Here is a 334-nt window from a genome sequence, read left to right on the forward strand (position 1 = left end):
TGGCGGAAGTTTTTCAGATCCTCGATGGAGAGGTCATAACCGGAGAGATGCAGCAGGGAGTACAGCAGCATGGAGCCGTGGCCGTTGGAGAGGATGAAACGGTCGCGGTCGGCCCATTTGGGGTTGTTCGGGTTGTGCTTGAGGTGGCTGCGCCACAGCACTTCAGCGATATCCGCCATTCCCATGGGGGCGCCCGGGTGACCGGAGTTGGCTTTTTGCACGGCATCCATACTCAATGCACGGATAGCATTGGCAAGCTCTTTACGAGAAGGCATCTGTATCTCCTGATATTGCTTCATTTGATGGCCAAGTTTTTAGGCGCGTTATTGTCCCA

The 334-nt window shown here is 54.8% G+C and carries 1 pseudogene; it reads right to left on the reverse strand.

The window, feature by feature from the left end:
• Window positions 1-275: pseudogene (locus ACW5W4_RS18935) on the reverse strand (transketolase); the annotation flags it as partial.
• Window positions 276-334: the final 59 nt, after the last annotated feature.

The sequence above is a fragment of the Aeromonas crassostreae genome (genome assembly GCF_054052445.1).